Genomic DNA, 23,378 nt, shown 5'->3' on the forward strand with positions numbered 1-23,378 from the left:
CGCCTGAGCGCCCCCCAAATCGGGATCAATACGCCTTAAGGATTGAGGTATGGTTGACGCAATGGCGTCATTTGACGGCAATCGGCTTGCGGCGACCGAGGCGTCGCCACGCGCCCTGCCGAAGGATGCCGCCGGGCCATCGGTTTCCGTCGTCGGTGCGGACGGGCTGGCGGCCTATGCGGGGTTCTGCCGCTCGGCGCTTAGCGCGCCGGCACAGGGCGCGACATGGGTCCTGAACTGGGCCGCACAGCTCAAGCCTGATTTCCTCGTGGCGACGCTCACCCTCGAAGGCAAACCAGTCTTCGCTCTGGCGCTGGAAATCGTCAGCCAGGGGCCGTTCCGGGTCGCCCGTTTCATGGGCGGCCGCCACGCCAATGGCAATTTTTCCGCCGCCGACCCGCAATGGCTGGCCGGGGCCGATGGCGCGGCCGTCCGCTCGGTTTTTGCGGCCATTGCCAAGGCTCGCCCCGACATCGATCTCATCGCGCTGGAAAGACTCCTGCCCGACCTCGATGGCATCGCCAATCCGCTCGCATCGCTCGATCATTTCGCCAGCCCCAATCTTTCGCTGGCCGTCGATCTCACCGGTGGCTTCGATGCGCTGCTGCTGCGCGCCAGCGGCAAGCGCAAACGCAAAAAACATCGGTCGCAGACGCGCAAATTCGAGGCCGTCGGCAGCCACCGGCGCATCGAGGCGCGCAGCGCGGACGAGGTGGAGAGATTGCTCGACGCCTTCTTCGAGATGAAGGAACTCCGCTTTCGCAAGATGGGCATCGCCAATGTCTTCGGCAGCGACCAGACACGCGCCTTCTTCCGGGCACTGTTCACGCAGGCCTTGGCCGAGAACGCACCCTCTTTCGTGCTGCATGGCTTGGAAGTCGCCGGCAAGCTACGCGCCGTCACCGGGTCGAGCCGCTCCGGGAAACGCCTGATCTGCGAGTTCGGCGCGATCGCAGAGGACGATCTCGCCTACAGCAGTCCCGGCGATTTCCTGTTCTTCGACAATATCCAGGAGGCCTGCGAGACGGGCTTCGCCGTCTACGATTTCTCCGTCGGCGACGAGCCCTACAAGCGGCAGTGGTGCGATGTCGAAACCCGGCATTTCGAGGTGCTGGTCCCGCTGACGCTGAAGGGCCACGCGCTGGCGCAGACGCTTCGCCAGGGCGCGCGGCTGAAGGCCTTCGTCAAGAACAGCCCGACGATCTGGAAGCTGACCAAGATGCTGCGCCGCAAGGCGGCCGGACAGGCAGCGCCCGCGGCTGGCGAAGACGAGAGCTAATTCTCAGAAATTGAGGGCTTCCTTGAGCGCCGGTCCCGCCCTGACGCGCAGATCGAGATCGGCCTCGATATGGTCGATGTGGTGCAGCATCAGCCGGCTTGCCCGTTCGCAATCGCTGCTCTCCAGCGCACCGACGATTTCCGTGTGCTCGCTGTGCCCGCAGGCCGACACGCCAGAACGCCCGTAAAGCGCGATGACAAGCGAGGAGCGCGCCACCAGTTCCTCCATGAAGCGCTGCAGGATGGCATTGCCAGCGACCGAAGCAAGCAGCAGATGGAAATCGCCTGATGCCTTGATCTCGGAGCGCCGCGCGGTCGGACCACGCTCGGCGATGAAGCGGCCCTCCTCGTCGAGTTGCGCCCTGAAGGCAGCGATGTCGGCTGATGTGACGCGCCCGCAGGCGGCAATGGCAATGCCGGGCTCGATCAGCCGGCGCGAGGCGAACACCTGGCGCGCCTCCTCGGGCGAGGGGTTGGCGACGAACGCGCCGCGGTTGCGCTCGGTGCGCACCAGGCCTTCGAAGGACAACATCTGCAGGGCCGCGCGGGCCACAGTGCGCGACACATCGAACAGCGTGCCGACCTCGCCCTCCGACAGCTTGGTGCCCGGCGCCAGCCGGCGGTCGACGATGGCGTCGCGCAGATTGTCGCGGATCGCCTGCGCGCGATCCTGATTGGCGCTGTCGGCGGAATAGATTTGGTCGGCAATATTCATGGCGATGATGTTCCCGCACCCTTCTAGCGCGACTCGCCTTCCGCGCACGAGAGGCAAAGTGAACACAAAGCCAAAAAAGATTGCATACGATTTTTGTGCAGATCGCGCACAATCGCCCACAATTTGTGCAACGCACAAGATAGCCTACCAGGCAGGCAGCAGCCATGAGTCCTGATTTTTCAGACAATTCAAATGCTTGGCTGGTGACCCCGATATTGGCACGCATGATGCATTGGTTAATGCGACCAAAGGGGAAGCCTGAATGTCCAAAGCCGCCGAGATCGACATAGTGTCCGTTTCGAAAGTCTATGGAACGACGACCGCCGTCGAGGACGTCAGCCTGAAGATACCGGCGGGCACCTATTGCTGCCTGCTCGGTCCCTCCGGCTGCGGCAAGACCTCGACGTTGCGCATGATCGCCGGCCACGAAAGCATCTCATCCGGTGACATCAGGCTCGGCAACACAGTCGTCACCGACCTGCCGCCGGCCAAGCGCGGCACCGCAATGATGTTCCAGTCCTATGCGCTGTTCCCGCATCTCGACCTCATCGACAACGTCGCCTTCAGCCTGAAGATGAAGGGCGTCGACAAGGAAAAGCGCCGCGCCAAGGCGCTCGACATGCTGAAGCTGATGCAGATGGAGGCCTATGCGACGCGCCGGCCGGCGCAGCTTTCCGGCGGCCAGCAGCAGCGCGTCGCGCTCGCCCGCGCCCTGATCACCGATCCCGAGGCGCTGCTGCTCGACGAGCCGCTTTCGGCGCTCGATCCGTTCCTGAAGATCCGCATGCGCGCCGAGCTGAAGAAACTGCAAACGTCGCTCGGCATCACCTTCGTCCACGTCACCCACAGCCAGGAGGAGGCGATGGCGCTTGCCGACCTGATCGTGGTGATGAATGACGGCCGCATCGAACAGGCAGCACCGCCGCGCGACGTGTTCGAACGGCCGGCCACGGCCTTCGTCGCGCGCTTCATGGGCGACCACAATGTCATCTCCGGCCGGGTCACCGGCAGCCGAGACGGCATGGTCGTCTTCGACGTCAATGGCGGCGGTTCGCTCGCCGCCAGCGGCAAGCCGCAGCAGGCGGGCGCGCCGATCGACATCGCCATCCGTACCGACCATGTGCGCATCGGCGAGGCACCCTCACCCGGGCTCGGCTTCACCGGCATCGTCGCCAACATCGAATATCGCGGCGCGACGGTGAAGCTCTCCGTCACCGGTGCCGGCATCGACGATTTCACCGTCATCGTCGACGATTCCAACTTCTTCGCCAGACCCGTCGCCATTGGCGACGCCGTACCGCTCGCCTGGGATGCCGGGGATTCGATCGTCCTCGGCCGCCTTCATTCATGAAATCAACCAAGCAAAACAAGACAGGGGAATAGACATGACAGATACACAAACCAAGACTGGCATTTCGCGCCGCTCGCTGCTCAAGACAGGTGCGGCCGCCGTTGGCCTCGCCGCCGGCTCGGGCGTCATCACAGGCTTCCCGACCATCTGGGCACAGTCCAACATCACGCTGCGCCAGTTCGGCACCGGCGTGTCGAACCTCAACGCCATCGCCGACAAGTGCAAGGCCGACCTCGGCATCACGCTGGAGATGACGGCGACGGATTCCGACGCCGCTGCCCAGCGCGCCGTGACCCAGCCCGACAGCTACGACATCGCCGACATCGAATACTGGATCTGCAAGAAGGTGTTCCCCACCGGCGTGCTGCAGCCGATGGATGTCAGCAAGCTGAAATATTACGACGAATTGGTGCCGCTGTTCAAAACCGGCAAGCTTACCCCCGACAGCGTGATCGCCCAGGGCACGGCGCCGCACACGGTCGGCTATGTCGAGGCGCAGGACTCCAAGACCTTCGCCAAGGCGCCGACCAACTGGTTCACCATGGTGCCGACCATCTACAACGCCGACACACTCGGCATCCGCCCCGACCTCGTCGGCCGCGACATCACCAGCTGGGCCGACATCATGGACCCGGCCTTCAAGGGCAAGACCGCCATCCTCAACATCCCGTCCATCGGCATCATGGATGCCGCCATGATCATGGAAGCCTCCGGCAACATCAAATATGCCGACAAGGGCAACATGACCAAGGACGAGATCGACAAGACGATCGACTTCCTGATCAAGGCCAAGCAGGGCGGCCAGTTCCGCGCCTTCTGGAAATCCTTCGACGAGAGCGTCAATCTGATGGCGTCGGGCGAAGTGGTCATCCAGTCCATGTGGTCGCCGGCGGTGGCCGCCGTGCGCTCCAAGGGCATTGCCTGCCGCTTCCAGCCGCTCAAGGAAGGCTACCGCTCCTGGGGCGGCGGCCTCGGCCTTGCCGCCCACCTCAAGGGCGCCGAACTCGACGCTGCCTATGAATACATCAACTGGTACACGTCGGGCTGGGTCGGCGGCTACCTCAACCGCCAGGGCTACTACTCGGCCAACATGGTCTCAGCCAAGAAGTTCATGACCGAGGACGAGAGGGGCTACTGGATCGAAGGCAAGCCGGCCAAGGGCGAGATCAAGGCGCCGGACGGCACGGTCATGGAAAAAGCCGGCGCCGTGCGCGATGGCGGCTCCTTCGAGGAGCGCATGGGCAAGGTCGCCTGCTGGAACTCGGTGATGGACGAGGACCGCTACATGGTGAAGCGCTGGAACGAATTCATCGCGGCGTAAGGAACAGGCGCCCTCCTCTTCCCTTCTCCCCTTAGCGGGAGAAGGGCACGCGGTTCAGGCCGCATAGCCAAACCCGAGAGCCTTGATGACAGTTGCGCTCGAACGTCCTGCAATCGCTGCCGCCAGGCCCGTGAGACGCCGCCGCTTATCGCTCGGCGCCGTCACCCCCTATCTGCAGTCGGCTCCGCTGGCGCTGATTCTCGGCGCGTTCCTGCTTTTGCCGATCATCATGATCGTCGTCGTGTCCTTCTGGGATTACGACTTCGCCGCCATGTATCCGGATTTCCTGACAACCAACTATTCCGACGTGCTCGGCTCCTGGGTCACCTGGAAGACCTATCTCAACACCATCAAATTCGCGGCCATCGTCTGGGCGCTGACCTTGTTCATCGGCTTCTGGGTCGCCTATTTCCTCGCCTTCCACATCCGCACCACGGCCATGCAGATGGTGCTGTTCCTGGTCTGCACCGTGCCGTTCCTGACCTCCAACATCATCCGCATGATCTCGTGGATCCCGGTGCTCGGCCGCAACGGGCTGATCAACTCGACGCTGGTGCATATGGGCCTGGTGCCAAAACCCATCGAATGGCTGCTCTATTCGGAATTCGCGGTCGTGCTGGCCATGGTGCATCTCTACACGCTGTTCATGGTGACGCCGATCTTCAACACGCTGATGCGCATCGACCGCTCGCTGGTCGAGGCCGCGCGCGACGCCGGCGCCTCCGGCTGGCAGGTGCTGTGGAACGTCATCCTTCCGCTGGCCAAGCCAGGCATGGCGATCGGCACCATCTTCGTGGTCACGCTGGTGATGGCCGATTTCTCCACCGTGCAGGTGATGTCGGGTGGCCAGAGCGCATCCGTTGCGCTGATGATGAAGAACCAGATGTCGCTGCTGCAGTACCCGGCCGCCGCCGCCAACGCCGTGGTGCTTTTGGTGCTCGTGCTGTTGATGGTCGCCGGCATCCTGCGCATCGTCGATATCCGCCGGGAGCTTTGATGTGAGCCACGAGAAACGCACTCTCGAATTCTATGTACTGGCAGCCTTCTTCGCGCTGTTCGTGCTGTTCCTCTACGGCCCGCTGTCGGCGATCCTGATCCTGTCCTTCCAGGGCGAGACCGGCGGCCTCACCTTCCCGCTCAACGGCGTTTCGCTGCACTGGTTCGCCAATCTGTTCGAGCGGCAGGCGGTCGGCGATTTCGGCGGCAGCTTCAAGCGCTCGCTGGTGCTCGGCCTGATGGTGATGGTCGTCACCGTCGTGGTGTCGCTGCTGGCAGGCCTTGCGTTCCGGCAGAAATTTCGCGGCGCCACCGCCCTGTTCTATCTGGCGGTCGCCAGTCTCGTCGTGCCTTCCATCATCATTTCGCTCGGCATAGGCGTGGTCTTCCAGCAGGTGGGCTTGCGCCCGGCCTGGTATACGTCGGCCTTCGGCGCGCATCTGACCTGGACCTTGCCGTTCGGCGTGCTCATCATGTTCGCCGTCTTCAACCGCTTCTCGCCGGCCTACGAAGAGGCCGCGCGCGATCTCGGCGCCACCTCCTGGCAAACCTTCATTCATGTCGTGCTGCCGATGATCGCGCCGAGCCTGATCGGGGTCGGCCTGTTCGGCTTCACGCTCTCCTACGACGAGTTCGCCCGCACGCTGATGACTTCGGGAACCTTCAACACGCTGCCGCTCGAGATCTATGGCATGACCACCAACGTCACGACGCCGGTGCTCTACGCGCTGGGCACGGTGACAACCGTGTTTTCCTTCCTGGTGATCCTGGCGACGCTGGGCGCCATCCTCTACGTCGGCCGCCGCCGGGCGAGAGCGTGACCGTGCAGATCCTGGTGGTGAACCCCAACACGACGGCGAGCATGACCGAGACGATCGCCGCGGCCGCGCGCGGCGTTGCCGGCGTCTCGACCGAAATCGTCGCCGTCACCTCGTCAACGGGACCGGCCTCGATCGAAGGCTATTATGACGAGGCTCTGGCCGTGCCGGGCCTTCTGATGGAGATCGCCGCCGGCGAGCGCCGCGGCGTGCGGGCTGCGATCATCGCCTGTTTCGACGACACCGGCCTCGACGCCGCGCGGGCCATGGCCGCCATTCCCGTCATCGGCATCTGCGAGGCGGCACTCAGCATGGCCTCCTTCATCGCTCAGCGCTTCACTGTCGTAACCACCACCGAACGCTCGCGCGTGCCGGTGGAGGGACTGGTGCAACGCTACGGCATGGCGGGACGGGCGCGTGTGCGGGCCGCCGACATTCCGGTGCTGGCGCTCGAGGATCCGGCATCGGGAGCGATTGGCAAACTGCGCGACGAGATCGCCCGTGCCGTTGAGGAGGATCGTGCGGAGGCCATCGTGCTTGGCTGCGCCGGCATGGCGGACCTTGCGCACCAGTTGCAGGCGGATTTCGGACTGCCTGTCATCGACGGCGTCGGCGCCGCGATCAAGCAGGCCGAAGCGCTGATTGCGCTCGGTCTCTCGACATCGAAACGCGGCGCCTATGCCAGCCCGCTGGCCAAGCCCTATCGTGGTATGCTGAAATCGTTCTCGCCCGGAGCTGTCGCGGCGGAGTAAGCACCATGAAACCGATCATCCGCGCGCTGTCGCTTGGGGAATTGACTGATCTCATCGACTGGGCGGCTGACGAGGGCTGGAACCCCGGCCTTGAGGATGCGGTAATGTTCCAGGCAGCGGACCCGGAGGGGTTCATCGGTGCCTTTGTCGGGGACGAAATGGTCGCCGCGATCTCGGCGGTAGCCTATGGGCAGGATTTCGGTTTCATTGGTCTCTACATCTGCCGCTCGGACATGCGCGGCAAGGGCTATGGCAAGGCGGTGTGGACCGCGGGCATGGACCGGCTGGCCGGGCGCACCATCGGCCTCGATGGCGTCGAGGAGCAGCAGGCCAACTACCGGAGCAAGGGGTTCAAACCGGTCTACGAGACCATCCGCTACAGCGGGCGCCCCGCGGCCCTGCCCGTCCGCGCCGAGCGGCCACGCATGGCGACCGCGCAGCCGACGCCCGACATCGTCGGATATGATGCGCTTTGCTTTCCGGCTCCCCGGCGCTCTTTCCTGCAGCGATGGCTGCAGCCGCCACACCATGCCGTTGCAGCGGTCACGTCCGAGGGCACGACCGGCTACGCGGTGGCGCGAGCCTGCCGCAGCGGCTTCAAGATCGGCCCGCTCTTCGCAGACGACTCGGAGACCGCATTGGAATTGCTCGAGGCGTTGGCGGGCGCGTGCGATGGTGGCGAATTGAACATCGATGTCCCGGCCACCCAGGTGGATTTCATTGCGGCGCTCGGGGCGGCCGGTTTCTCACCGACCTTCAGCACCACCCGCATGTACAAAGGGCCGCCACCGAAGCTCGATGCGGCCAATGTATTCGGCGTGACGACGCTGGAGCTGGGATAGGCCGGGCGCGCCGCCTTCAGGCCGCGGAGCGCCGTCCCGGCGTTCCGGGCGGCTCGTGGCCGAGCGGCGTCACCAGCGTCAGGTCGGGATAGCCGCTCTCGATCAGCTTGACCGCGGCCTTCGTCACTTCGTCATCCGGCTCGAGCATGGACAGGAACACTTCTGTGGCCTCGCCGCCGAGACGGCTGATGCCTTGCGCATCGGCCGGCCCGCATTCGACCACCACCAGATCATAGGCGGTGGTCAGCGACTGCATGATGATCGGCAGCCGGTCGGCGGCTCGCATGGCGCGGACCGGATCGGCGGTGCCGACAGGAATGACATGGCAGTCGGAATAGAGATCGGCATGGATGACGTCGCTGAACTGCGCCTGCGAGGCGAGCAGATCGGTGATCCCCGGGAAAAGCCCGCTGTCGAGCATCGGCCGCGAGGCAGCACCCGAGGCGGTGAGATCGAGCAGCAGGACGCGCAGGCCGGCGTCGGACACTTCGCGCGCCACCAGGATCGCCGACGCGGCTGCCTCGTCGCCTTCGGGCGAAACAAATATGGCGCGGGCAGCCCCGCTGGCGATCAGCTTTTCCGCGGCCTTTTCGATGTCGATCTCGCCGAGCACCGAGCGCGGCCGCTGTGCCTCCGCGACGGGCTCCGGCTCGGCGACCGATTGGGCCTCGGCGGCAGGTTCAACCTTGACGGCAGGCTCGGGCTCGGCGACGGGCCGCGGCTGCGCCTCCATCTGCGGTTCCTCGACAGCTTCGGGCCATTGCGTTTCGACGCCACGATCGGCGGACGCGCTGGCGACAGCCGGCTCCAGGCGGACAGACGGCTCAGGGGCGTCCGGCTTCTGGCGGGCAGTTGCCGGCATGGCCACTTCATCGATCGGCGCAAAACGGGCGCCTGGGGCCGGGCGCATCGCGCGGCCCGAGAAGAGCTCCCGCAATAATGTGAATATGGCCGCCAGCAGAAGCGACGCCGCAGCAGCCGCGCCAACGATCGGCCCGACCTTGGGGAAGTATGGCTCGGAAGGCACCGAAGCCGGCGAGGAGACTCGGGCGTCGACCGGCACATAGTTGCGGTCCTGGCGTGAAGCCGCCTCGCGGTAATTGGTCAGATAGAGCTCGAGCTGCTGGCGCTTGGCGGCGGCGTCGCGCTGCAGCGCGTCGAGATCGACCTGCTGTTCGCCGGCCTGCGCCGAAGCCGCCTTCAGTTGGTTGACGTCGGAGACGAGCTGGCTTTCGCGCGCCTTGGCGGCATCGGCCTGCATCACAAGGCCCTTCATGATCTTCTGGGCTTCGCTGCGGATCTGCGCGTCGAGATCGGCGAGCTGTGACTTCGCGGCGCGAACGCGCGGGTGGTTGTCGAGCATCGTCGTCGACAGATCGGCGATGGTGGCGCGCAACTCGGCCTGCCGTTCCCGCAAACGCTGGATCAGGTCGGACGACAGCACTTCCGGCAGCGAATCCAGCGAGCCGCCATTCTGCAGCGCCTTGCGCACGTTGTCGGCGGTGCCTTCGGCCGCGGCGCGGTTGGCCCGCACCCGCGACAATTCGGTCGACAGCTCGGCCAGCTGCTGGGTGGCCAGGGTGGCATTGTTGCCGCCCATCAGCAGGTCGGACTGGGCGCGGTAGGCCGCGACCTTGGCCTCGGCATCCCTGACCTGCTTCGAAAGATCGGCGATCTCGGGCGCCAGAAAGTCCGCGGCGGCGGTGTTCGATTCGCTCTTGGCCGCGCCCTGCCCGGCAATATAGGCAGCGGCAATGGCATCGGGGATGGCGGCGGCGAGCTTCGGATCCTCGGAGGAGAACTCGATGGCAACGATGCGGGTCTTTTCAACGCCGAAGACGTTGAGCTTCTCGCGCATCTTCTTCAACACGCGTTCGTCGGCCGGAACATCCATCGGATCGTTCTTCAGCCCGAGCAGGATCAACACGCGGCTGAGCGACGACATGTTGATCGTCTCGTCGAACTCACGCAGCCGCACCAGGCCGAGTTTCTGCGCCACCTGCTTGAGGATTTCGTTGGATGAAATGATCTGAACCTGGGTGGCGACGCCTTGCTCATCGAGGATCGGCTTGTCGCCGTCATTGTTGGAGCCGGCCGGACGGGTATAAACGGATTCGCGCAGGGCGATTTCCACCTGCGTCTCGGCCTTGTAATGCTTGGTCGCCAATGAAGCGAACGCAAACGCCAGACCTGTCACAACCAGAACGAAGAGCAATATGCGCAGCCAGTTCCTCGCCAGGCTGGCGAAGAGCTGCCTGAGGTCAACGTCGACATCTGCGGCCGCGGACTGAACGGACATGCATCCCTACTCCGAAACTGGGTCAGGATGCACCGTAAACAACTATGGTAACTCAGCCGTTAAGATCGCGGTAATCCTCCATTAGGGATTACTGCCGGCGTCCAAGAAAAACGATAAAAATGGCAAAACCCCTGCTTCGCGCAGCTCTATCGACAGGCTCCTTTACCGGCCATTAACCCTAACAGGATGATAACGAACCCGATCCCTGATGTTTGCTGCGACGCTGCAGCGGCCAGTCGAAGGTACGTATCCGGTCATGAAAAGCACTGCTTCCCTCTTTCACGCTCTGCTTGCCGTATCGATGCTCGCCGGCTGCTCCAGCTACCGCCCGACGCCGGCTGCCTTCCACGAGGTCCTCGACCAGCCTTACCGTCTTGGCGCCGGCGACCGCATCCGCGTCACCGTGTTCGAGCAGGAAGGCCTGACCAACACCTACAGCGTCGACCAGTCCGGCTACCTCTCCTTCCCGCTCGTCGGCGCCATTCCAGCGCGTGGCCACACCGCGCAGCAGATGGAAAAGGAGATCGCCGACAAATTGCGGCAAGGCTATCTGCGCGACCCCGACGTCTCGGTCGAGATCGATCGCTACCGGCCGATCTTCGTCATGGGCGAAGTGGGGGCTGCCGGCCAGTATTCCTACGTGCCCGGCCTGACCGTGCAGAAGGCCATCGCCATTGCCGGCGGCTTCTCGCCACGCGCCAACCAGGAAAGCGTCGACATCACCCGCGACATCAACGGCAAGGTGATGACCGGCCGCGTGGTGACATCCGATCCGCTGCTGCCCGGAGATACCGTCTACGTCCGCGAACGCCTGTTCTGACAGACACCACGTGGCGGACAAGCTCAGGATCGTCCACTGCTTTCGTTCACCGGTCGGAGGAATTTTCCGGCATGTGCGCGACCTGACCGAGGCGCAGGTCGCCGCCGGTCATGTGGTCGGCATCGTCTGCGATTCGACCACCGGCGGCGAATTCGAGGAGCGCCTGTTCGAGCAGATGAAGGACATGCTGGCGCTCGGCATCCATCGCACGCCGATGCAGCGCCATGTCGGCCCGGGCGATCTCGCCTCGGCCCGGCGCACCTACAGGATCATCAAGGAATTGCGGCCGGACGTGTTGCACGGGCACGGCGCCAAGGGTGGCGCCTATGCCCGTCTGTTCGGCTCATTGTTGCGGGTATCAAGGTCTCGCGTAGCCCGCCTTTATTCGCCGCATGGCGGCTCCCTCCACTATGACGAAACGACAGCCACGGGGAAGCTGTTCTTCGCACTGGAACGCTCCATGGCGCATTTCACCGATTGCCTGCTGTTCGTCTCGGACTACGAGCGGCGAACCTATCGCAGGAAGGTGGGCGAGCCGCCGATCCCGAACATCCTGGTCTACAACGGATTGCGCGCCGCCGAATTCGAGCCGGTGCCCATCGAACCCGACGCAGCGGATCTGCTCTATATCGGCATGATGCGGGACCTGAAGGGACCCGACATCTTCATCGACGCCCTGGCCGCCGCCGGCCCACGGCTTGGCCGCGCGCTGAGCGCGGTGATGGTCGGCGACGGCGACGACCTGCCGCGCTACCACGCGCAGGTAAAGCGGCTGGGACTGCAAAGCCATGTCCGCTTCCTGTCGCCAATGCCGGCCAGGGAGGCCTTCGCGCTTGCCGAGCTGGTGGTCGTTCCATCCCGCGCCGAAGCCATGCCCTATATCGTGCTGGAGACACTTGCAGCGGCAAGACCGATGATCGCCACCGCCGTCGGCGGCATACCGGAGATCTTCGGTTCCGGCTCCCCTGCCCTGATCCGTCCCGATGCGGCCGAACTCGCCGACAAGATGGGCGAGGCACTGGCCGACCTTGCGGCTTACGGCAGGCTGATGCCCGATGGCCCCGGCCTCAGGGCGCGCTTCGGCGCCGACGTCATGGCCGCCGAAATCGAGAAGGCCTATTTCGCCGCGCTCGGCAGGTAACGTCGGAGCCTTTCCAAAGCCACGCGTTGTTTCAAGGGTTTCTTAGCTCTCTTTTGCTAATCACCCTGGGGAAGCATGCGGACTGTTCCATGAATGAGATCGACCCCGCGCACCGCTTTTCACCCGAAGCGGTGCGTAAATTCGACGGCCCGACCGATGGCGATGTGCCCGGCGGCATGAACGACGTCGCCCGGCAGGTCGCGTCGCAGTACCGGCGCGATACGATGTCGCCGATCATGGTCAGCGGCGTCCTGCGCATGGTCGAATTCGGGGTGCTGTTCCTTTCGGGGCTCTGCGTCTATTTCTACTTTGTCGGTTTCTTCAACTATCTCGCCTGGCAATATCCGTTGACGATGGCCACCGCGTCGTTCCTCGCCGTGGTGCTGCTCGATGTCACCGACTGCTACCAGGTCGTCTCCCTGATGCGGCCGATCGCCAATTTCGGTCGCATCCTGCTGGCCTGGGCGGGCGCCTTCGCGCTGATGGCGTTGACGGCCTTCGCCACGAAGATGTCGGAAGATTATTCCAGGCTTCTGTTCGGCACCTGGTTCGTCATCGGCTTCGTCCTCCTCTTCAGCCTCAGGCTGGTGATGTCGAGGCTGATCCGGCGCTGGGCGCGCGATGGCCGCATGGAGCGGCGTGCCGTCATCGTCGGCGGCGGCAAGGCGGCGGAAATCCTGATCCGCTCTGTCGAAAAGCAGCCCTACAACGACATCCGCATCTGCGGCATCTTCGATGACCGCTCCGACAAGCGCTCGCCGCCGATCGTTGCCGGCTATCCCAAGCTAGGCACCATTTCAGAGCTGATCGAGTTCGCCCGCATCGCCCGCATCGACATGCTGATCGTGTCGCTGCCGCTGACAGCCGAAACGCGCGTGCTGCAATTGTTGAAGAAGCTGTGGGTGCTGCCGGTCGACATCCGGCTTTCGGCGCATTCCAACGCGCTGCAGTTCCGGCCGCGCGCCTATTCCTTCATCGGCTCGGTGCCGATGCTCGATATTTTCGACAAGCCGATCAACGACTGGGATTCGGTCGCCAAGCGCGCCTTCGACATCGTTTTCTCGCTGATCGGCATCATCGTCTTCTCGCCGGTGATGTTGGCGACCGCCATCGCCATAAAACTCGACAGCAAGGGACCGGTGCTGTTCAAGCAGAAGCGGCACGGCTTCAACAACGAGATCATCGAGGTCTACAAGTTCCGCTCGATGTACACCGACCGGTCGGATCCGACGGCCAAGCGGACGGTGACCAAGAACGATCCTCGCGTCACCCGCGTCGGCCGCTTCATCCGCAAGACCTCGATCGACGAACTGCCGCAATTCGTCAATTCGCTGCTGGGCTCGCTGTCGCTGATCGGCCCGCGTCCGCATGCCATCGCCGCGCAGTCGCACAACCTGCTCTACAACGAGGTGGTCGACGGCTATTTCGCCCGCCACAAGGTCAAGCCCGGCGTCACCGGCTGGGCGCAGATCAACGGCTGGCGCGGCGAGATGGACACCAACGAGAAGATCCGCATGCGGACGGAGTACGACCTTTACTACATCGAGAACTGGTCGCTGCTGTTCGATCTCAGGATCCTGTTCCTGACGCCGATCCGGTTGCTCAACACGGAAAACGCCTATTGAGCGCGATTTCCCATGAGCTACCGCAGGCCGCGGTCAACGCCAAGCTGATCGCCCTGATTTCCTCCAGTGCGGTGGTGGTCGGCATCCTTCTGTCCGGCTTCGTCATCAGCGAGCCGGCGCCTTATGAAATCTACATGGCCGGGCTGATCGCCATCTGGGCGCTCTTCGGCCTGCGAATTTCGCGCGCGGCCATGCCGCTGCTGGTGCTGCTGGTGACGATGAACATCGGCGGCATGATCTCCATGACGCAGATGGCGGACCTCGCCTTCACGCCGCTCTATCTCAGCGTGTCGCTGTTTCTGGCCTTCAGCGCGGTGTTCTTCGCCTCAGTGACAGCCACGCAGCCAGGCCTCTACCGGCTGATCTTCAATGCCTATGTCGTCTCGGCGGTGGCGACCTCGCTGCTTGGCATAGCAGGCTATTTCCATGCCTTCCCCGGCGCCGAAATGTTCACCAAATACGATCGCGCCGCCGGCGCCTTCCAGGACCCGAACGTTTTCGGGCCGTTCCTGGTGCTGCCCGGCATCTACCTGCTCTACCTGATCCTGACAGGTTCGATCGCGCGCATGCCACTGCTGGCGGTGCCTTTGCTGATCATCACATTGGGCATTTTCTTCTCCTTCTCGCGCGGCGCCTGGGGCATGTTCGCCGTCTCGACCGTGCTGCTCACCGGCTGCCTGTTCCTGCAGAGCGCCAGCGGCAAGTTCCGGCTGCGCGTGGTGGTCATGACCATCGCCGCGCTGTCATTGCTGACGATCGCCATCATCGTCATCCTGCAGTTGCCCGGCGTGTCGGAGATGTTCTCCAGCCGCGCGCATCTCGAACAGAGCTATGACACCGCCCGCCTCGGCCGCTTCGCCCGCTATGCAATCGGCTTCCAGATGGCGATGGAGCGTCCATTCGGCATCGGTCCGCTGGTCTTCGGCAAGATGTTCGGCGAGGACACGCACGACATCTGGCTGAAAATGCTGATGGACTATGGCTGGCTCGGCTTCGTGTCGTTCCTGACGCTGGTCAGCTGGACCATGGTGGCCGGGTTCCGCATCCTGCTGCGCGACCGGCCGTGGCAGCCTTATCTGTTGTGCGCCTATGTCGCCTTCATCGGCAATATCGGACTCGGCACCTTCATCGACATCGACCACTGGCGCCACATATATCTGCTGCTCGGCCTGGTCTGGGGCGCCATCGCGCTCGAATACCGCCATCAGCGGCAGTTGCGGCCGGCATTTCCAGACGTGTCCGCGATCGCGCGATAAACACCGAATTTCGGTTGACCCGGGCGGGGTTATCACGATACATCGCGACCGGTCCGGAGTGTAGCGCAGCCCGGTAGCGCACTTGACTGGGGGTCAAGGGGTCGTCGGTTCGAATCCGGCCACTCCGACCAATTTAAACAAGGACTTACCCCCGAAGTCCAAACTGCAGCGATTCGCGATGGTCGATGGCGGGTAACATTTGGGGTAGCTCAATGCGCCTAAACCTTGCAAATGCCACCCCCGAATCTCATGCTTCCGGGGTCACTTCTACCGGCGCGGTCCGCTGAGGTATCCAGCCGTAGGCGGCAACGACGATCTTGCATCCGGTGGGCAGGCCATTCATTCTCAGATGGCGTAGAACCGCAGCGACAGTTTTTCCGGTTGCAACCAGTTCATCTACAATCAAGATATTTTGGAGTCCGGCCTCAACGCCGGACGTCTTGTACACAAATTCTTGGACCAAATCGTCAACGGTTCCGCTGTAGGCAGCCCTAATTTCGTCCTTCCTGGTGAAACACCCACTCAGATCTGGGATTGAACAAATTTTTCGGATTTCATCCCTCAGCATCTTTGCATCGCCTCGGCTACTGGGCGGGGAAATCATCGCCTGAAACGGAGTTGGCCAATCGCAAACCGTCCTCGCGATGCGTGGCCCATGAATAGGGATCATCGCCTCGGCGACGGGCCTAAATGCTTCAACCCCAACCCCACTGCGCAACGCATTAAAGTAGGACGCAACATCTTCGGGATGGCGACTCGTATAGAGGAGTTCAAGCGCCTCACCGTCCGGTGGCAAAGAGATAGTTCGAATTGGCATTACGGTCGCCCTAGTTTATCAATTCGGCGAATCGCCGTTCGAGTTCTCGGTCAATCTGCGCTCTGTTCCCCTGCCCAATCAAAGCGAGGAACGCCAAGATATCTCCGTCTACCAGAGGGATGATATAGCCGTTGTTCGCTAATGCCGTGTCCCTGCATCGCGCAACGAAGCGCGCTCGGTTGTCAAACGATCTACCAATTAGGAAGCCAAGACGCCCACGCTGGTCCGAGAACCTTCCCGCTAACTGGTCGAGTTCTGGGTTAGCCATCTCTTTTTGATAATTCTTACATTCGACCATGACCTTTACCGCGTTCGCACGCGCTTCGGTCCGGCGCCTGAAGAAAAAGCCTTGCCTGGCATTGTTGGTATAGGAGATGTCTATCCGCTTCCTTCGTTGGTTTATCTCGTCTTCTTTCACAGGGTAAATTAGTGACGGATAGAATATGAATTCGAGTGCACCTACCATGAAGCTGTGGAACCGTCCTGCTGCGGCATTCCCTGGATCTATGGTGGGCAGAGTTTCAGCTAGCGCTTGGGCAAATGCGCTTTCATTGAAATCCTCATCGAGCTGCGTGTTGCTCAAGCCGTTTCCGGGTTCCAAAAGGAGTTTATAACGCTCAAGGACCTCCGGGTTCTCCTCTGAAAAGGCTGCGAGGAAGTCTTTTTCACGAGGGTGGATTTCTTTTAGCAATTTCTTCGTCACTCGACGTCGGCCATTCTTTAGGCGCTCAACGAGTCCTGTATTTCGTCGCAGATTGTCACCCTGAAGGAATTGCAACACAAAGTTATTGTAGTAATCATGATGCGAAAACGTCATATTCCACCGAACACTTGCCTTCGGCACTAACAAGATCTTTTTGGCTCTCACTACGGGCAATTCGACGTATCGATTCGTCCACTCCACATTGACAGAATTCCAAATCATTCCTGAAGCTACTCTTTGGACCGGCACGCGGTGCAGATCGCATTGGACTTGGGTGTACTCGATTAGATGCCGACGAATAACGTTTGTTGTTATGTCGGAAATTTTGTCGCGACCTATCCCGCGGATGAAAAGCTCGCAATCCGACAGCTCCTCCAAAAGTCCACTTCGCGCTGCCCTGCTCTCTCGAAGGCGATCAAAGATCTCGTCAGCCTGATTTCGGCCAACACCGCGACCGGCGGGTGCCCCGCTTGAGAGGCCAAAGCACGTCTCATTTGGTTCACCCAAATTGTCGAGAATTGCACGCCCAGTTTCATCGTCACCCTCCCGAATAGCTTCAAGAACGGCATCGAAGAACGAAAGGACAGCCTCGTTGCACATAATCGACCACGCGTCTTCGCCCTTGCTAAATACGTATGGGTCAAGAAACAGAGGCAGGTCCTCGTCAGGATCTATATCAACGAAATCGAGTTCCGACTGACGCTTTTGCAGATTAAAATGCTCAGAAAATTTCATTCTCTATCCCCCCAAATAGTAACTGGCATTATGGATCTCTTCGCAACTTCTGCAAGGGCGAGTTGAATTCTGACCTCCCTGTATATAGGCATGCATGCGGCTGCAGATCAGTGGTTCGGCAAAGCCGGTTGAAACGTCGTTGCCTTTTGCGGAATCCGTAGGATCCAGGTGGACCAGACATCGACAGGCGAGTCATTTGAGCACCGGTCAAGAGCTCTCCGACTGGATCCCCGCCACGCTCCTAGCGAAGTCAATAACTTGCACCAAAGGAGCCCTCGTCGCCCCCCCCCAAACGACACAAGGTAGTCGCTGGGGTAGCCGAGCCATAATTTTTCCGAACAACTGGAAGCAACCAAGTGAGTGAGGGAAAGACTAAACGAGTGCGCTTTCTGGCAGAGCACCCATTATGTTTCTTCTGCTCCGCCCCTGCGGAGACGATAGATCATGTGCCGTCGCGCCAGTGCTTCTACAATGGGATCGGGCCAGAGGGCTTCGAATTTCCCGCTTGCAAGCGGTGCAACAACTCGGCAGGGCCAACAGAACAAGTAGTGGCTCTTTATCTTCATATGGCAAACCAAGACGCCACGGCAGATTCTTCCATTGGGCAATTTGAAAAACTTGTGCGCGGGGTCCAGAACAACGCTCCTGCATGGATGCCTCGATTAGATTTGAGTGCAAATTACAAGCGTAGCGCGGCCAAGCGTATCGGATACGTTCGCGGCCCAAGCGAAAGCTACGCCGACGCGCCCATTGTGGAACTACCCAACAGAAACCGAGACACCTTCCGGGTTTTTGCTCGCCGCCTCACCTGCGCTCTTTACTATCGCCATACAGGGCAGCCGCTTCCAAATTCATATAAGATTCGAACGGAGCAGTTGCCTGTCACCCACGCTGCGGCGGAAAAGATAGTCACCGGGTTATTCAAACTGATGCCGGGGTATGTGGCCGCGAAACGCCAAAATACCAATATTGGTGATCAGTTCCGCTACCGGTACGTTGCATTACCAGAGAAAGAGATTTTTGCCTTCCTCGCTCAGTTCTCAGCATCATATTTTGTCTTTGGAGCCGCATCAGGGGATAGAAACATGACAGCCGGCGCCCTTTGGCTTCCCCACGCCGAAGACGTCGAAGCAATGCTCCTGGTTGCTGATGCTTTGAACGCCCCTCCTCACTAGCTGGACGATGATCGCGCCAGAATATTGGTGGCCGCCTCTTCGTGGCCATGGTGGTTCAACCCAGACTGGGTCTCGTCCTAAGCCTGACAGACATCGACCCACTCAGCGCCGGTAAGCACAACCATCCTCCGCGGTGTAATCCGTACCGCTGCGTTGGTGGATCCAGCAGCCGGCACGACCTCATCGAAATCGCGCAGCGACACATCGCAATAGACCGGCAGCGGCGCCGGCAGGCCGAACGGGCAGACGCCGCCGACCGGATGGCTGGTGGCGGCGACCACTTCGTCTGCGTCCAGCATGCGCGGCTTGCCGCCGAACTGGTCCTTGAACTTGCGGTTGTCCAGTCTTGCGATGCCGCTGGTGACGACCAGCATGGTGCGTTCGCCGACGCGCAGGCAGATGGTCTTGGCGATCTGCGCCGGAAGCACGCCATGCGCCTCCGCCGCCAGCGCCACGGTCGCCGAACTCGCTTGCGTGACGATGACCTCGATATCGGGCGCATGGTCGGCGAAGAAGGCGCGGACGGTTTCCAGGCTCATATCGAAAAAACCATGGTTCAACCTCGAGACACGGCAGGCGTGATTGGCGCGGATTTGGATGCCGCAGCTATAAACACGCGCGATTTGTAAATCGGCAAGCCCGGCTTGCCGGAGAACGCCATCGCATCAACAAGAAACCCGCCAGGCAGGCCTTGGCGGGTTCACTTGCATGCCTGATTCTGGCCTATGCCAGGGGTCGGCCTTGCGCGGCCGGTTTCGGCGCGGCGGAGGAAGCGATGAGAGCGTCCTGGGGCAGGCGAAGCGCGGACGCAATACGACGCAGCTTCGACGGATCGGCCGCCCGGCCGTTTTCGATGTCCTCGATCTCGCCGACCGAGAGGCCGCAGGTCAGGGAAAGCTCTTCCACGCTGTATCCGCGGGTTTCCCGCATGGCTCTGAGGGTGGTGTAATCCGGCCCGATCTCACTGGCTAACGGTTCGGAGAGGGCATGGCTTTTTGCATTGTTGGGCATTGGCAACTCCGCTGGCTGAAAGAGTTTGATCAAAAATGGAGTGTTGCCTGAGACGAGCAGGAACATGCCCGCTCGCCGGCGATTTGCCAAGAGCCAAAGGCCGTCACGCTATCGTGAACCGAGTGCCCGCGAGGCGGTCTCACGCATGCCATCAAGTTCTTTTGAACACCCGGCACCTTTTTGCCCGAAGGTTCAAGCCCACCTGTTCGTTGTTCTGATGCGCCGGCGTGAAACCATCCGGTCCCAGCCGGCCCGTTCCCAGAAGGATCCTGCAATGAACTTCAAGACACTCATGGTCGTGCTTGGCGCGATCTCCAGCCTTTCCATTGCCGCCGTGGGCGGTGCCCAGGCGGCGGACGCGTTGCGCGTGCGCGGCACGGTGGTCAGTTTCGAGCCATCGCAGCTCACCGTCAAAACCCGCCAGGGCGATACGTCAGCGATCAAGCTCAACACCGGCTGGAAGATATCGGGCGTCGCCAGCGCCTCGCAAAAGGACATCAAGCAGGGCGACTTCCTCGGCATCGCCTCCGTCTCGAAGGCGGATGGCGGCAGCGGCGCGCTGGAAGTGGTGATCTTCCCCGCCGCCCTGAAAGGCACCGGCGAGGGCGACCGCCCCTGGGACCTGCAGCCGAACAGCCGCATGACCAACGGCACCGTGGCCGACGTCACCGACATAAGCGGGCGCGCCGTGACGCTGACCTACGACAACGGGCAGACCAAGAAGATTTCGATCCCCGACAGCACGCCCGTCGTGACCTTCGCCCCGGCCACGCCGGCCGATCTCAAGCCGGGTGCAACTGTCTTCGTCAACGCCCAGCGCGAGGCTGACGGGACACTGAGTTCCAGCCGCGTCGTGGTGGGAAACAATGGCGTGATCCCGCCGATGTAGCCAAACTAGCGGCAACAGCCGGATTTTCGGCCTTCACAATGAAGTGTTGGGAAGCCGGCTCTCCGGAAACACCCCGGAAACAAAATTCTACAATCGGGAAATACTGACGAAAAAAATCAGGAGCGTAATTCCATTCGCGGCGATCGGGCCATGACCCGATTTTAAGATCCGCCGGCGAAAGAAGGAAACGATCCATGAAGAAGTCCCTCCTCTCGGCCCTCGGGCTTGCAGTTGCACTCGCTTTCACGGCGCCGGTCATCGGCGCGACGAGCGCCGATGCGGCCCCGATGGCAAAGCATCATCGTCATCATCGCGTCCATCATCATCATGTTCGTCATCACCGCGTTCACCACCACGTTCATCACCGCCACCACCACGTGAAGAAGGCCTACTAAGTACGAACTTCCAAGGAGAAGACCCGCCTTGGCTCCTTGTTCAAGGCAGGTCTTCTCCTGGTGTGGAGCGCCAAGCCGGGCGCGAGGCGTTCGCGAACAGGGCCAGCTATTCCGATGACGGCCAAGCCCGATATCGCCTGGACAGACCGCATTGTCCTGTCGGTCGCGCGATTGCAGCCCACGCCGCCCCTTGTCGCGCGATTTTTCCTGAAGCTGGGCCATCTTCCCAATCCCGCCGCGCCCGCGCGCTCACCATGAGCCGCGCCACCTGCCACGAGATCGCCATGCCGAAACGCCTTGGTGCGGCCGCGGCGCTGCCGACACCCCTGCGGGGTTGCTGACCGGTCGCGGTAAGGCCAAACCATGGCTGCGCGGGATGACAGGGCATGGCTGATATCGCCGGCTCGCAATGCCCCGGCCCGAGGGCGCGCTTTTTTTTCGCGCCCGCATGAACCTTTCCTTCGAGGACCTCACTAAGCCTGCATGGACGCCAGCAAGGCGATCCCCAATCCAACGGAAGGACATGCAGAAATGACCAACATCTCGAACTTCAAGCGCCTCTCGCTCGCCGCCGCCATCGCCATTTCGGCGATCGGCTCGATGTCGATGTCGAATTCGGCTTTCGCCAATGGCACGCACCCCACTGGTGACGGCGGCGCGGTCTGCAAGGGTGCAGGCCACTGTCTGGTCCTCTCGATCGAGTGCAAGGGCACCTATACGGACGCCACCGACAAGAATGGCACGGTCTATGGCAAATGCAGCCAGACCGCGCAGGTTTCGCCGCAGGGCAAGATCAAGCTCGCGAAATAACCACCGGACAGCAACGGAAATGGCGGCTCGCCCTTCGGGGTCGCCGCCATTTTTCTTGATTGAGTTCCTCGTCTTATGATCGAGAGGGCTTCTCAGCGCCTGCTGAACAGCAGGCTGGCGACAAGGCCGAGCACCACAAGGCCTACTGCTGCGGCCGCCGCCGGATGGTCGCGCGCCGATTTCTCGATCACCCTGCCTTGTCTACGGATTGCCGGCATCGCATCGCGAAGACGACCCGCAAGATCGGAATATGTGTCGAGCGCGGCATCGCGGCCGTCTTCGTAGTAAGCGCCACCCCGCCTCGACACCGCTCTGCGCAACGCCGCGAGTTCCGTCGAGAGGGCCGCGACCTGCTTTTCGAGGTCGATGTCCGAAAGGGTCGAAAATGATGCCATCATGCGTTTCCTTAGTCTTGCAGAAGGAAACGTAACGCCTCACCCCATGGCGGGTTCCGGTCTCGAGGCTTCAAAGTGCGTCTTGCCGCGCTCAGCGCACCTGGTCAAGCAGGCGCTTGCATTCCAGGAGGTCGAACAGCGCCTCCTGCAGCAGAGCGCGATTGTCGCGCGAGAGTTTCGACGCGTCCGGCTGAACCGGACCTTCCTCGTCGCTCTTGCCCAGGCCAAAAAAGCGGCGGCTGGGCTTGACCCTTGGCTGGCCAACCAGCTCATCATCACCGCCGCGCGGCTGCGCCGCCGGCGTCAGCGGCACTTGGTCGGCCTGCTTTCGTTGCGAGATCGCCTCTACGGCGGCCATGTCGCCATTGCCGATGGCAACCAGGAAATGATTGCCGTTCTCGCGCAGCAGCTTCTGCACGCCCTTGATCGTGTAGCCCTGGTCGTAGAGCATGTGGCGGATGCCCTTGATCAGTTCGACATCCTGCGGCCGGTAATAGCGGCGGCCGCCGCCGCGCTTCATCGGCTTGATCTGGTTGAAGCGTGTCTCCCAGAAGCGCAGCACATGCTGTGGCAGGTCGAGGTCTTCGGCGACCTCGCTGATGGTGCGGAAGGCGTCAGGGCTCTTGTCCATGGGCGAAATCCTCACGCTGGAGCGTGATCCGGAACGGTCTTCAGCGAGATCATGCTCACAAAGAGAAGCTCATTCCATTTGCGCGGAATGGATCATACGCGGAACACCAATCCGGCCATGCTGCCGAATCGGGCCTTATTCCAGCGGTTTGTGAAGCAATATTCAAGCCCGGCGTGATGGCGGGGCCGGTTTTCAACCGTACAATGAAGGCTATTTGCCGCCCTTGGCCTTGCTGTTCTGGTGCGAGCGCAAAATGCGGTTCTTCAGCACGTTGGACGATTTGAACGTCATCACCCGGCGCGGCAGGATCGGCACCTCTTCGCCGGTCTTGGGATTGCGCCCGATGCGCTCGTTCTTGGAGCGGACATGGAACGTCGCGAAAGACGACAGCTTGACCGTCTCGCCACGCACGATGGCTTCGCAGATTTCGTCCAGCACGGCTTCGACCAGTTCGGCGGATTCAGTGCGCGACAGGCCGACCTTTCGGTAGACAGCCTCCGCCAGGTCGGCACGCGTAAGTGTCTTTCCCCCCATGCGACCGTCCCATCAGTTCAAACGTAAAATCGGCACAACAACGGCAGAGCCTAAGTAATTGATCCGGCA

General features: G+C 61.9%; 24 protein-coding genes and 1 tRNA gene. 15 read left to right on the top strand and 10 right to left on the bottom strand.

What is annotated here, in order from left to right:
• Positions 1-49: 49 nt before the first annotated feature.
• Complete coding sequence (locus tag AC1DPX_RS27005; protein ID WP_477240419.1) at positions 50-1,279, top strand: GNAT family N-acetyltransferase; 1,230 nt, start codon at positions 50-52, stop codon at positions 1,277-1,279.
• Positions 1,280-1,282: 3 nt separating this feature from the next.
• On the opposite strand, the gene AC1DPX_RS27010 is transcribed toward AC1DPX_RS27005, so the two are convergent.
• A complete protein-coding gene (locus AC1DPX_RS27010) occupies positions 1,283-1,993 on the bottom strand; it encodes a GntR family transcriptional regulator (protein WP_202354746.1) in 711 nt (236 codons plus the stop codon).
• Between the two features lie 262 nt (positions 1,994-2,255).
• Here AC1DPX_RS27010 and AC1DPX_RS27015 point away from each other — a divergent pair, with 262 nt between their 5' ends.
• The 6 genes from AC1DPX_RS27015 to AC1DPX_RS27040 all read left to right on the top strand — a co-directional run bounded on the left by AC1DPX_RS27015 (position 2,256) and on the right by AC1DPX_RS27040 (position 8,073).
• Positions 2,256-3,344, top strand: a complete 1,089-nt coding sequence (locus AC1DPX_RS27015; RefSeq protein ID WP_477240421.1) for an ABC transporter ATP-binding protein — start codon at positions 2,256-2,258, stop codon at positions 3,342-3,344.
• Between the two features lie 34 nt (positions 3,345-3,378).
• The gene (locus AC1DPX_RS27020) at positions 3,379-4,665 is read left to right on the top strand and encodes an ABC transporter substrate-binding protein (protein WP_477240423.1); all 1,287 of its coding nucleotides are present in this window, start codon (positions 3,379-3,381) and stop codon (positions 4,663-4,665) included.
• A gap of 85 nt (positions 4,666-4,750) precedes the next feature.
• Positions 4,751-5,662, top strand: a complete 912-nt coding sequence (locus AC1DPX_RS27025) for an ABC transporter permease (RefSeq protein ID WP_477240426.1) — start codon at positions 4,751-4,753, stop codon at positions 5,660-5,662.
• A gap of 1 nt (position 5,663) precedes the next feature.
• Positions 5,664-6,482 (top strand): ABC transporter permease, encoded by an 819-nt coding sequence (locus AC1DPX_RS27030; protein ID WP_202354750.1) that lies wholly within the window; start codon positions 5,664-5,666, stop codon positions 6,480-6,482.
• Between the two features lie 2 nt (positions 6,483-6,484).
• Positions 6,485-7,231 (top strand): aspartate/glutamate racemase family protein, encoded by a 747-nt coding sequence (locus AC1DPX_RS27035; protein WP_477240533.1) that lies wholly within the window; start codon positions 6,485-6,487, stop codon positions 7,229-7,231.
• A gap of 5 nt (positions 7,232-7,236) precedes the next feature.
• A complete protein-coding gene (locus tag AC1DPX_RS27040; RefSeq protein WP_477240428.1) occupies positions 7,237-8,073 on the top strand; it encodes a GNAT family N-acetyltransferase in 837 nt (278 codons plus the stop codon).
• Between the two features lie 16 nt (positions 8,074-8,089).
• On the opposite strand, the gene AC1DPX_RS27045 is transcribed toward AC1DPX_RS27040, so the two are convergent.
• Complete coding sequence (locus AC1DPX_RS27045; RefSeq protein ID WP_477240430.1) at positions 8,090-10,372, bottom strand: GumC family protein; 2,283 nt, start codon at positions 10,370-10,372, stop codon at positions 8,090-8,092.
• A 256-nt stretch (positions 10,373-10,628) separates the two neighbouring features.
• Between AC1DPX_RS27045 and AC1DPX_RS27050 the strand changes: the two genes are divergently transcribed.
• The 5 genes from AC1DPX_RS27050 to AC1DPX_RS27070 all read left to right on the top strand — a co-directional run bounded on the left by AC1DPX_RS27050 (position 10,629) and on the right by AC1DPX_RS27070 (position 15,345).
• On the top strand, positions 10,629-11,192 hold the full coding sequence (locus AC1DPX_RS27050; protein WP_202354753.1) for a polysaccharide biosynthesis/export family protein: 564 nt from the start codon (positions 10,629-10,631) through the stop codon (positions 11,190-11,192).
• Positions 11,193-11,202: 10 nt separating this feature from the next.
• Complete coding sequence (locus AC1DPX_RS27055; RefSeq protein WP_477240432.1) at positions 11,203-12,333, top strand: glycosyltransferase family 4 protein; 1,131 nt, start codon at positions 11,203-11,205, stop codon at positions 12,331-12,333.
• 89 nt (positions 12,334-12,422) lie between these two features.
• Positions 12,423-13,958, top strand: coding sequence for an undecaprenyl-phosphate glucose phosphotransferase (locus AC1DPX_RS27060; protein ID WP_477240434.1), 1,536 nt, complete (start codon positions 12,423-12,425; stop codon positions 13,956-13,958).
• On the top strand, positions 13,955-15,214 hold the full coding sequence (locus AC1DPX_RS27065) for an O-antigen ligase family protein (RefSeq protein WP_477240436.1): 1,260 nt from the start codon (positions 13,955-13,957) through the stop codon (positions 15,212-15,214). The genes AC1DPX_RS27060 and AC1DPX_RS27065 overlap by 4 nt, the downstream gene beginning before the upstream one ends.
• Positions 15,215-15,268: 54 nt before the next feature.
• Positions 15,269-15,345, top strand: a tRNA-Pro gene (locus AC1DPX_RS27070).
• 116 nt (positions 15,346-15,461) lie between these two features.
• Here the strand turns inward: AC1DPX_RS27070 and AC1DPX_RS27075 are convergent.
• Together AC1DPX_RS27075 and AC1DPX_RS27080 are read right to left on the bottom strand one after the other, a co-directional pair.
• Complete coding sequence (locus tag AC1DPX_RS27075; protein WP_477240438.1) at positions 15,462-16,031, bottom strand: hypothetical protein; 570 nt, start codon at positions 16,029-16,031, stop codon at positions 15,462-15,464.
• Between the two features lie 10 nt (positions 16,032-16,041).
• Positions 16,042-17,469: a hypothetical protein gene (locus AC1DPX_RS27080; protein ID WP_477240440.1), complete on the bottom strand. Its 1,428-nt coding sequence runs from the start codon at positions 17,467-17,469 to the stop codon at positions 16,042-16,044.
• Between the two features lie 356 nt (positions 17,470-17,825).
• On the opposite strand from AC1DPX_RS27080, the gene AC1DPX_RS27085 reads away from it, so the two are divergent.
• Positions 17,826-18,644: a hypothetical protein gene (locus AC1DPX_RS27085; RefSeq protein ID WP_477240442.1), complete on the top strand. Its 819-nt coding sequence runs from the start codon at positions 17,826-17,828 to the stop codon at positions 18,642-18,644.
• 77 nt (positions 18,645-18,721) lie between these two features.
• On the opposite strand, the gene AC1DPX_RS27090 is transcribed toward AC1DPX_RS27085, so the two are convergent.
• Positions 18,722-19,183, bottom strand: coding sequence for a YbaK/EbsC family protein (locus tag AC1DPX_RS27090; protein WP_477240444.1), 462 nt, complete (start codon positions 19,181-19,183; stop codon positions 18,722-18,724).
• A 184-nt stretch (positions 19,184-19,367) separates the two neighbouring features.
• On the bottom strand, positions 19,368-19,655 hold the full coding sequence (locus AC1DPX_RS27095; protein ID WP_202359440.1) for a helix-turn-helix domain-containing protein: 288 nt from the start codon (positions 19,653-19,655) through the stop codon (positions 19,368-19,370).
• Between the two features lie 274 nt (positions 19,656-19,929).
• Here AC1DPX_RS27095 and AC1DPX_RS27100 point away from each other — a divergent pair, with 274 nt between their 5' ends.
• Entirely contained in the window at positions 19,930-20,544 is a 615-nt protein-coding gene (locus tag AC1DPX_RS27100) for a hypothetical protein (protein WP_202354758.1), read from the top strand.
• A 161-nt stretch (positions 20,545-20,705) separates the two neighbouring features.
• On the opposite strand, the gene AC1DPX_RS27105 is transcribed toward AC1DPX_RS27100, so the two are convergent.
• On the bottom strand, positions 20,706-21,161 hold the full coding sequence (locus tag AC1DPX_RS27105; protein ID WP_477240445.1) for a hypothetical protein: 456 nt from the start codon (positions 21,159-21,161) through the stop codon (positions 20,706-20,708).
• A gap of 309 nt (positions 21,162-21,470) precedes the next feature.
• Here AC1DPX_RS27105 and AC1DPX_RS27110 point away from each other — a divergent pair, with 309 nt between their 5' ends.
• Positions 21,471-21,749 carry a hypothetical protein gene (locus tag AC1DPX_RS27110; protein ID WP_477240447.1) on the top strand — a complete coding sequence of 93 codons (279 nt, stop codon included), beginning with the start codon at positions 21,471-21,473 and terminating at the stop codon, positions 21,747-21,749.
• A 92-nt stretch (positions 21,750-21,841) separates the two neighbouring features.
• On the opposite strand, the gene AC1DPX_RS27115 is transcribed toward AC1DPX_RS27110, so the two are convergent.
• From AC1DPX_RS27115 to AC1DPX_RS27125, 3 genes are all read right to left on the bottom strand, one after another.
• Positions 21,842-22,144: a hypothetical protein gene (locus AC1DPX_RS27115; RefSeq protein ID WP_202354761.1), complete on the bottom strand. Its 303-nt coding sequence runs from the start codon at positions 22,142-22,144 to the stop codon at positions 21,842-21,844.
• Positions 22,145-22,235: 91 nt separating this feature from the next.
• The gene (locus tag AC1DPX_RS27120; RefSeq protein ID WP_027042329.1) at positions 22,236-22,775 is read right to left on the bottom strand and encodes a MerR family transcriptional regulator; all 540 of its coding nucleotides are present in this window, start codon (positions 22,773-22,775) and stop codon (positions 22,236-22,238) included.
• A gap of 210 nt (positions 22,776-22,985) precedes the next feature.
• Positions 22,986-23,309: an integration host factor subunit alpha gene (locus AC1DPX_RS27125; RefSeq protein ID WP_010915609.1), complete on the bottom strand. Its 324-nt coding sequence runs from the start codon at positions 23,307-23,309 to the stop codon at positions 22,986-22,988.
• Positions 23,310-23,378: the final 69 nt, after the last annotated feature.

This window comes from Mesorhizobium sp. 01N446, assembly GCF_056399285.1.

Bases quoted from the DNA above. Each gene is read 5' to 3' on its own strand.
- AC1DPX_RS27005 (WP_477240419.1), top strand. From the start codon at position 50: ATGGTTGACGCAATGGCGTCATTTGACGGCAATCGGCTTGCGGCGACC.
- AC1DPX_RS27010 (WP_202354746.1), bottom strand. From the start codon at position 1,993: ATGAATATTGCCGACCAAATCTATTCCGCCGACAGCGCCAATCAGGAT.
- AC1DPX_RS27015 (WP_477240421.1), top strand. From the start codon at position 2,256: ATGTCCAAAGCCGCCGAGATCGACATAGTGTCCGTTTCGAAAGTCTAT.
- AC1DPX_RS27020 (WP_477240423.1), top strand. From the start codon at position 3,379: ATGACAGATACACAAACCAAGACTGGCATTTCGCGCCGCTCGCTGCTC.
- AC1DPX_RS27025 (WP_477240426.1), top strand. From the start codon at position 4,751: ATGACAGTTGCGCTCGAACGTCCTGCAATCGCTGCCGCCAGGCCCGTG.
- AC1DPX_RS27040 (WP_477240428.1), top strand. From the start codon at position 7,237: ATGAAACCGATCATCCGCGCGCTGTCGCTTGGGGAATTGACTGATCTC.
- AC1DPX_RS27045 (WP_477240430.1), bottom strand. From the start codon at position 10,372: ATGTCCGTTCAGTCCGCGGCCGCAGATGTCGACGTTGACCTCAGGCAG.
- AC1DPX_RS27050 (WP_202354753.1), top strand. From the start codon at position 10,629: ATGAAAAGCACTGCTTCCCTCTTTCACGCTCTGCTTGCCGTATCGATG.
- AC1DPX_RS27060 (WP_477240434.1), top strand. From the start codon at position 12,423: ATGAATGAGATCGACCCCGCGCACCGCTTTTCACCCGAAGCGGTGCGT.
- AC1DPX_RS27075 (WP_477240438.1), bottom strand. From the start codon at position 16,031: ATGCCAATTCGAACTATCTCTTTGCCACCGGACGGTGAGGCGCTTGAA.
- AC1DPX_RS27080 (WP_477240440.1), bottom strand. From the start codon at position 17,469: ATGAAATTTTCTGAGCATTTTAATCTGCAAAAGCGTCAGTCGGAACTC.
- AC1DPX_RS27090 (WP_477240444.1), bottom strand. From the start codon at position 19,183: ATGAGCCTGGAAACCGTCCGCGCCTTCTTCGCCGACCATGCGCCCGAT.
- AC1DPX_RS27095 (WP_202359440.1), bottom strand. From the start codon at position 19,655: ATGCCCAACAATGCAAAAAGCCATGCCCTCTCCGAACCGTTAGCCAGT.
- AC1DPX_RS27100 (WP_202354758.1), top strand. From the start codon at position 19,930: ATGAACTTCAAGACACTCATGGTCGTGCTTGGCGCGATCTCCAGCCTT.
- AC1DPX_RS27105 (WP_477240445.1), bottom strand. From the start codon at position 21,161: ATGGCCCAGCTTCAGGAAAAATCGCGCGACAAGGGGCGGCGTGGGCTG.
- AC1DPX_RS27110 (WP_477240447.1), top strand. From the start codon at position 21,471: ATGACCAACATCTCGAACTTCAAGCGCCTCTCGCTCGCCGCCGCCATC.
- AC1DPX_RS27115 (WP_202354761.1), bottom strand. From the start codon at position 22,144: ATGGCATCATTTTCGACCCTTTCGGACATCGACCTCGAAAAGCAGGTC.
- AC1DPX_RS27120 (WP_027042329.1), bottom strand. From the start codon at position 22,775: ATGGACAAGAGCCCTGACGCCTTCCGCACCATCAGCGAGGTCGCCGAA.
- AC1DPX_RS27125 (WP_010915609.1), bottom strand. From the start codon at position 23,309: ATGGGGGGAAAGACACTTACGCGTGCCGACCTGGCGGAGGCTGTCTAC.